The 7,315-nt window shown below is 75.4% G+C and carries 6 protein-coding genes and 1 pseudogene; 4 read left to right on the forward strand and 3 right to left on the reverse strand.

What is annotated here, in order from left to right:
• A partial coding sequence (locus OO47_RS32625; RefSeq protein ID WP_033211128.1) for an ABC transporter ATP-binding protein occupies positions 1–1,838 on the forward strand: 1,838 nt, incomplete at its 5' end.
• Positions 1,835–2,557: a divalent cation tolerance protein CutA gene (gene cutA / locus OO47_RS32630; RefSeq protein WP_030210934.1), complete on the forward strand. Its 723-nt coding sequence runs from the start codon at positions 1,835–1,837 to the stop codon at positions 2,555–2,557. The genes OO47_RS32625 and cutA, both read left to right, overlap by 4 nt.
• A gap of 122 nt (positions 2,558–2,679) precedes the next feature.
• Here cutA and OO47_RS32635 read toward each other — a convergent pair whose 3' ends face one another.
• The 3 genes from OO47_RS32635 to OO47_RS32645 form a co-directional block, all read right to left on the reverse strand.
• Positions 2,680–4,761 carry a molybdopterin oxidoreductase family protein gene (locus OO47_RS32635; protein WP_030210933.1) on the reverse strand — a complete coding sequence of 694 codons (2,082 nt, stop codon included), beginning with the start codon at positions 4,759–4,761 and terminating at the stop codon, positions 2,680–2,682.
• Positions 4,762–4,868: 107 nt separating this feature from the next.
• Positions 4,869–5,555, reverse strand: coding sequence for a SanA/YdcF family protein (locus tag OO47_RS32640; RefSeq protein WP_033211130.1), 687 nt, complete (start codon positions 5,553–5,555; stop codon positions 4,869–4,871).
• Positions 5,556–5,584: 29 nt separating this feature from the next.
• The gene (locus OO47_RS32645; RefSeq protein WP_033211133.1) at positions 5,585–6,307 is read right to left on the reverse strand and encodes an aquaporin; all 723 of its coding nucleotides are present in this window, start codon (positions 6,305–6,307) and stop codon (positions 5,585–5,587) included.
• 76 nt (positions 6,308–6,383) lie between these two features.
• Here OO47_RS32645 and OO47_RS32650 point away from each other — a divergent pair, with 76 nt between their 5' ends.
• On the forward strand, positions 6,384–6,857 hold the full coding sequence (locus OO47_RS32650; RefSeq protein WP_030210925.1) for a GNAT family N-acetyltransferase: 474 nt from the start codon (positions 6,384–6,386) through the stop codon (positions 6,855–6,857).
• 89 nt (positions 6,858–6,946) lie between these two features.
• A pseudogene (locus OO47_RS38310) lies at positions 6,947–7,315 on the forward strand (hypothetical protein); the annotation flags it as partial.

A 7,315-nucleotide genomic window follows, 5' to 3' on the forward strand; every position in this document is an offset into this window, starting at 1 on the left:
CCCCCGCCCGCACCGGACCCCCGCCGCAGACCGGACCCGGTTCCGGCCCCGGCACCCCCTCCCTCGAACGCTCCCTCGCCTTCCGCACCTCCGGCCTCCGCCTCCTGCGCACCCTCGCCCCCGACCGGGCCCTCCTGGCCGCCCTGCTCACCGCCGGAGCCGCCGGCGTCGCCCTCTCCGTCCTCGCCCCCCTCTTCCTCGGTCGCGCCACCGACCTCGTCGTCACCGGCGTCACCCGCCCCGCCGGGGTCGACTTCGCGGCCGTCGGCCGGGTCCTCGCCCTCTCCGCCGCCGTCGTCCTCGGCTCCTCCGTCTTCATCTGGCTCCAGCAGCGGATCGCCACCACCGTCGTCCAGCGCGCCGGGCACCGGCTGCGCGAACGGGCCCAGCACAAGCTGGCCCGGCTGCCCCTCTCCCACCTCGACCGGCAGCCGCGCGGCGAGGTCCTCTCCCGCACCACCAACGACATCGACAACATCACCCAGACCCTCCAGCAGGCCTTCAGCCAGATGGTGCGCGCCCTGCTCACCCTGGTCGGCGTCCTCGCGATGATGTTCTGGATCTCCCCGCCGCTCGCCCTCGTCGCCCTCGCCACCGTCCCCGTCTCCCTCGCCGTCGCCGCCCTCGTCGCACGGCGCGCCCAGCCGCAGTTCGTGAAGCAGTGGGCGGTCACGGGCCGGCTCGGCGGCCACGTCGAGGAGATGGTCACCGGCCACACCGAGGTCGTCGCCTTCGGACGGCGCGAGGAGGCCGTGCGCCGCTTCGACGAACTGGGCGAGGAGCTGTACCGGGCGAGCTTCCGCGCCCAGTTCGTCTCCGGCTTCATCCAGCCCGCCCTGACCTTCGTCGGCAACCTCACCTACGTGGCCGTCGCCGTGGTCGGCGGACTGCGGGTGGCGAGCGGCACGCTCACCGTCGGGGACGTGCAGGCCTTCGTCCAGTACTCGTACGAGTTCAACGGCCCCGTCACCCAGATCGCCGCCATGGCCAACCTGCTCCAGTCCGGGGTGGCCTCCGCCGAGCGGGTCTTCGACCTCCTCGACGCCGAGGAGGAGGCCCCCGACCCGGCCGCGCCCCTGCGGCCCGGACCGGTGCGCGGCCGTGTCTCCTTCGAGGGGGTCTCCTTCCGCCACGACCCCGACCGGCCGCTGATCGAGGACCTGTCCCTGACCGTCGAGCCCGGCCGGACCGTCGCCGTCGTCGGCCCCACGGGCGCAGGCAAGACGACCCTGGTCAACCTGTTGATGCGCTTCCACGAGCCGACCGGCGGCCGGATCACCCTCGACGGCGTCGACACGGCCGCGATGACCCGGGAGGAGCTGCGTTCCCACACCGGCATGGTCCTCCAGGACACCTGGCTCTTCGGCGGCACCATCGCCGAGAACATCGCCTACGGGGTCCCCGGCGAGGTCTCCCGCGAGCGGATCGTCGCGGCGGCGGAGGCCGCCCGCGCCGACCGGTTCGTCCGCACCCTGCCCGACGGCTACGACACCGTCCTGGACGAGGACGGCGGCGGCCTCAGCGCCGGCGAGAAGCAGCTCGTCACCCTCGCCCGCGCCTTCCTCTCCGACCCGGTGGTCCTCGTCCTCGACGAGGCCACCAGCTCCGTCGACACCCGCACCGAACTCCTCGTCCAGCAGGGCATGTCCTCGCTGCGCGCGGGCCGCACCAGCTTCGTCGTCGCCCACCGGCTCTCCACGATCCGCGACGCCGACACCATCCTGGTGATGGAGCGCGGCGCGATCGCCGAGCAGGGCACCCACGAGGAGCTGCTCGCCGCCGGGGGCGCGTACGCCCGGCTGCACGCGGCCCAGTTCGCCCGTACGGTGGAGACGTGATCGTCACCGTCCGCACCACCACCGACGCGCGCGCCAAGGCCGACGCCCTGGCGCGCGGCGCCGTCGAGGCCCGGCTCGCCGCCTGCGCGCAGATCGCGGGGCCCGTCACCTCCGTCTACCACTGGCGGGGCGCGATCGAGAGCACCGAGGAGTGGGAGGTGGTCCTCAAGACCACCGAGGCCCGCTACCCCGCCCTGGAGGCGCACCTCCTCGCCGCCCACGACTACGAGACGCCCGAGATCCTCGCCACCCGGGTCGCCCGGGTGAGCGAGGGGTACGCCCGCTGGGTCGAGCGGGAGACCTCGCCGGACCCGGCGGTCGAGGGCCCGGTGGCCGACGACGAGCTGCCGTTCTTCGTGTACGGGACGCTCCGGCCGGGCGCGTACAACCACGACCGGTTCCTCGCCGGCCGGATCGGCGCCGAGGCGGACGCCGTCATGGACGGCGCGGTCCTGTACGACGGGCCCGGCTACCCGTACGTCGTCCCGGCGGAGAAGGGCCGGGTGGTCGGCACCCTGCTCACGCCCGCGCCCGGCTCCTACGGCGAGCTGTTCGGCCTGCTCGACCGCCTCGAACTGCCCGTGGGGTACGAGCGGGTGGCGAAGGAGGTGGTCCGGGCACGGGACGGGGCGCGGGTCCTCGCCTGGGTGTTCCTGGCGGCCCCGGACGCGCCGCTGGGCCCGGTCATCGAGAGCGGCGACTGGTTCAGCCGGCCGTAGCGGCGTCCCCGGCGCACCGCGCACACGTCCGGACCGGCCTCGGGCGCGTTCCCGGCGCACCGCGCGGACGCCGGACCGGCCCGGAATGCTCGATGCGCACCGTACACGCGCCCGGACCGGCCTCAGGCGCGCTCCAGGCGCACCGCGCAGACCTTGAACTCCGGCATCCGGGAGACCGGGTCGAGCGCCGGGTTGACCAGCGTGTTGGCCCGGCCCTCGCCCGCCCAGTGGAACGGCATGAAGACGGTGTCCGGCCGGATCGAGGCGGTGATCCGGGCCGGTGCGACGGCCCGGCCGCGCCGCGAGACGACCGTGATCCGCTCGCCCTCGGCCACCCCGATCCGCTCGGCCAGCCTCGGGTGCAGCTCCACGAAGGGGCCGGGCGCCGCCGCGTTCAGCTCGTCCACCCGCCGGGTCTGCGCCCCCGACTGGTACTGGGACACCACCCGGCCCGTGGTCAGCACCACCGGGTACTCGGCGTCCGTCTCCTCGGCCGCCGCCCGGTGCGTCACCGGCACGAACCGGGCCCGCCCGTCGGCCGTCGCGAACCGCTCCAGGAACAGCCGGGGCGTCCCCGGATGCCCCGGTTCGGGGCAGGGCCAGAACACGCCGCCCTCCTCCTCGACGCGCCGGTAGTCGATGCCCGAGTAGTCGGCGGGCCCGCCCGCCGAGGCGCGCCGCAGCTCCTCGAAGACCTCCTCGGGGTCGGCGGGGAAGCCCTTCCCGTGTCCGAGGAGCCCCGCGAGCCCGTGCAGCACCTCCAGGTCGCTCCGCACCCCGGCGGGCGGGTCGAGGGCCCGGCGGCGGAGGAGGACGCGCCCCTCCAGGTTGGTCATGGTGCCGGTCTCCTCCGCCCACTGGGTGACGGGCAGGACGACGTCGGCGAGCGCGGCGGTCTCGGAGAGCACCACGTCCGCGACGGCGAGGAAGTCGAGCGACCGCAGCCGCCCCTCGACGTGCGCGGCGCGCGGCGCGGACACCACCGGGTTGGAGCCCATGAGCAGCAGGGCCTTCACGTCCCCGCCGAGCGCGTCGAGGAGTTCGTACGCGCTCCGCCCCGGCCCCGGCAGCGACTCGGGGTCGACGCCCCACACCCCGGCCACGTGCGCGCGTGCGGCCGGGTCGTCGAGCTTGCGGTAGCCGGGCAACTGGTCGGCCTTCTGGCCGTGTTCGCGCCCGCCCTGGCCGTTGCCCTGGCCGGTGAGGCAGCCGTACCCGCTCAGCGGCCGCCCGGCCCGGCCGGTGGCCAGGCACAGGTTGATCCAGGCCCCGACGGTGTCGGTGCCCTTGGACTGCTGCTCGGGACCGCGCGCGGTCAGGACCATGCCGCTGCCGGCGTCGCAGAACAGGGCGACGGCCTCGCGCAGGCTCGGCACGGAAACCCCGGTGATCCGCTCGACCTGCTCGGGCCAGTGGGACATGACCCCGGCGCGGGCCTCCTCCCAGCCGGTGGTCCGCTCCCGTACGAACTCCTCGTCCACCCGCCCCTCGGCCACCACCAGGTGCAGCAGGCCGAGGGCGAGCGCGAGGTCGGTGCCGGGGCGCGGCGCCAGGTGCAGGTCGGCCTGCTCGGCGGTGCGGGTGCGGCGCGGGTCGACGACGATCAGCTTCCCGCCGTTCTCCTTCAGCTCGGTGAGGTAGCGCAGGGCGGGCGGCATGGTCTCGGCGAGGTTGGAGCCGACGAGGATCACGCACCCGGTCCGAGGGACGTCCTCCAGCGGGAAGGGGAGCCCCCGGTCGAGGCCGAAGGCCCGCTGGTGCGCGGCGGCCGCCGACGACATGCAGAAGCGCCCGTTGTAGTCGATCTGCGAGGTGCCGAGGACGACCCGGGCGAACTTCCCCAGGGAGTACGCCTTCTCGTTGGTGAGGCCGCCGCCGCCGAAGACCCCCACGGCATCGGGGCCGTGGTCGGCGCGGGTCCGGCGCAGCCCGTCGGCGACGGCGGCGAGCGCCTCCTCCCAGGACGCGGGCACCAGGGCCCCCGTGTCAGGGCTTCGGACCAGGGGACCGGTGAGCCGGACCCGGGAGGAGAGCACGGAGGGGGCGGTGCGGCCCTTGCCGCACAGGGCGCCCCGGTTGACGGGGAAGTCGGCCCGCTCGACCACCTCGGCGGGCGCCTCCGGAGCGCCGGTGGGACGCAGCGACATCCCGCACTGGAGGGCGCAGTAGGGGCAGTGGGTGGGGACGGCGGTGGCGTCGGACATGCCGCCAGGGTGGGACGGGAGTGTTACGCGGGGCGGCGCGGCGTATTACGGGCGCGGTGCCATGCCCTCCGCCGGGCGGGCGGCGGGAGGTGAGGGCCCGCCCGGTCTCACCGTCCGCGGGGCGACGCCAGCGCCTCGGTGACGCCCTTCTCCTCCGGGCCGAGGAAGTGCGGGTCGGGCCGCAGACCGGCGTCGAGCGCCGCCTTGCCCGCCGCGAACACCTCGCGGGTGGTGCCGTAGTACCAGGTGCGGTCGCGGGGCTCGGCGACCCCGACCCCGTACGCGTCGACGCCCGCCCGGCCGCACAGCGCGACGGCCCGCTTGACGTGGAAGTCCTGGGTGACGAGGACGGCCCGGTCGACGCCGAAGACCTTCCGGGCCCGGACGCAGGAGTCCCAGGTGTCGAAGCCCGCGTAGTCGCTGACGATCCGGCCGTCCGGCACCCCGCGCTCGGTGAGGTACGCGCGCATGGCGCTGGGCTCGTCGTACGCGGTCCGGCTGTTGTCGCCGGTGACGAGGAGGACCCGCACCCTGCCCGTGCGGTACAGCTCGGCGGCGGTGTCCAGCCGGTGTGCGAGGTACGGGGTGGGGCGGCCCTTCCACAGTCCGGCGCCGAAGACGACGGCGACGTCCCGGGCGGGCACGTCGGCGGTGGTGCGGAGCCTTCCGGCGGCGGCCGTGTGCATCCAGGTGGCGGGCAGGAGCGCGAGGACGGCGCCCGCCATCACGGCCTGGACGGCGCGGCGGCGGGCCCGGACGGTACGGGGGAGCCACCGGGTGAACCGTGCCGGCATGCGGGAACCTCCAGGGAAGCGGTCTGTCGTCACCCCGTCCGACGCGCCTCGACCGCGTTCGGTTCGCCGGACGCCCCGTCTGTTCCGTACAGCACACCCGCCAGGACCAGGCCGCACAGCATCCCGAGGAGTTGCGCGGCGGCGAAGGCGGGCACCGAGGCGGGGGCGATCCCGGTGAAGGAGTCGGAGAGGGAACGGCCGACGGTGGCCGCCGGATTGGCGAAGGAGCCGGAGGAGGTGAACCAGATCGCCGCGCCGATGTAGCCCGCCACGGCGACCGGGGCGAGGCCGGGGCGGCCGGTGTGCCGCAGGCCTTGCACGACCAGGACGAGCCCGGCGGTGGCGACGGCCTCGCCGAGCAGCAGGTGCGGTTCCGTGCGCGGCTCGGTGGCCCAGGCGCCGGGCGCCCGGCCGAACATCGCCTCGGCGAGCAGGGCGCCCGCGACGGCCCCCGCGAGCTGCGCGCCGATGTAGGCGAGGGCTTCGCGCCCACCTCGTTCGGGCCGCCGGGACCACCACTCGGAGAGCGTCACGACGGGGTTGAAGTGGGCCCCGGAGAGCGGGCCGATGAGGGCGATGAGCAGCCCGAGGCCGAGCGCGGAGGCGGAGGCGTTGGCGAGCAGCCGGACGCCGGTGTCCTGGCTGAGGGAGTCGGCGCGGATGCCGGAGCCGACGACGACGGCGACGAGGGCGGCGGTGCCGATGAACTCGGCGGCGGCGCGCCGGGGGAGCGACGCGGGGGACATTCTCATAGTGGAAAAGATATTCCGTGATTCGGAACGAAAAAAGGGGGGAGGGGACGGGCGCGGTGTCCGTACGATCCGGACCGTGAAGAGCACGAAGACCGACGCCCCCGTCCTCCGCCGCGCGGTCGCCCCCGACGCCGCCGGAGCGGCCGAGGTCTGGCTGCGCTCCTATGCGGCGGCGCTCCCGGACGTGCGCCGGGCGCACACGGACGACCAGGTCAGGGCCTGGTTCCGGGAGGTGGTCGTGCCCCACCGGGAGACCTGGGTGGCGACGGCCGGGGGCGCGACCGTCGCCGTGATGGTCCTGGACGGCGGCGAACTGGACCAGCTGTACGTCGACCCGCCGTGGCGCGGCCGGGGCGTCGGCGACCGGCTCGTGGACCTGGCCAAACGCCGCAGCCCGGCCGGCCTGGAGCTCTGGACGTTCCAGGTCAACGCCCCGGCGCGGCGCTTCTACGAGCGGCACGGCTTCGTCGCCGCCGAGCACACCGACGGCGCGCACAACGAGGAGCGCGAGCCGGACGTCCGGTACGTGTGGCGCCCGGAGACGTCCTGACAGGACGCGCGCGGCGGCCGTGAGGTCACGGAAAACAGCCGTGACCCCCGCGCAACGGGCAGGCAACGCGGTGCCCGCAGGATCGGTCCATGACGGAGCCGGACAGCACGTTCGACACCACCGCCGAACTGCTCACCAGGATCACCGAGCGGCTCGGGACCCGGCTCGGCGAGGTGCGTCCGTACGGCAACCGCTGCGCGGGGGCCCGACCGCCGGAAGCGCGGCCACCGGAGGTACGACCGCCGGAGGCGCGGCCGCCCTCGCCCGGCACCGGTCCGCCGCAGGCGCGGACGCTCCCGCCCGGTCCCCGCCCGCCGACGACGCCGGGCACAGCGCCCCCGCCCCGTGGCCGCCCGCCGGAGGAACCCGGCCGGGTGCGTCCGTACGGCCTCCCGCAGGGGAAGCCCGACGAGGAGGTACACCCGCCATGCACCAGCACACCGCCCCCGCGCACCCCC

It is taken from the genome of Streptomyces bikiniensis (genome assembly GCF_000716625.1).
Taxonomy (GTDB): Bacteria; Actinomycetota; Actinomycetes; order Streptomycetales; family Streptomycetaceae; genus Streptomyces; species Streptomyces bikiniensis.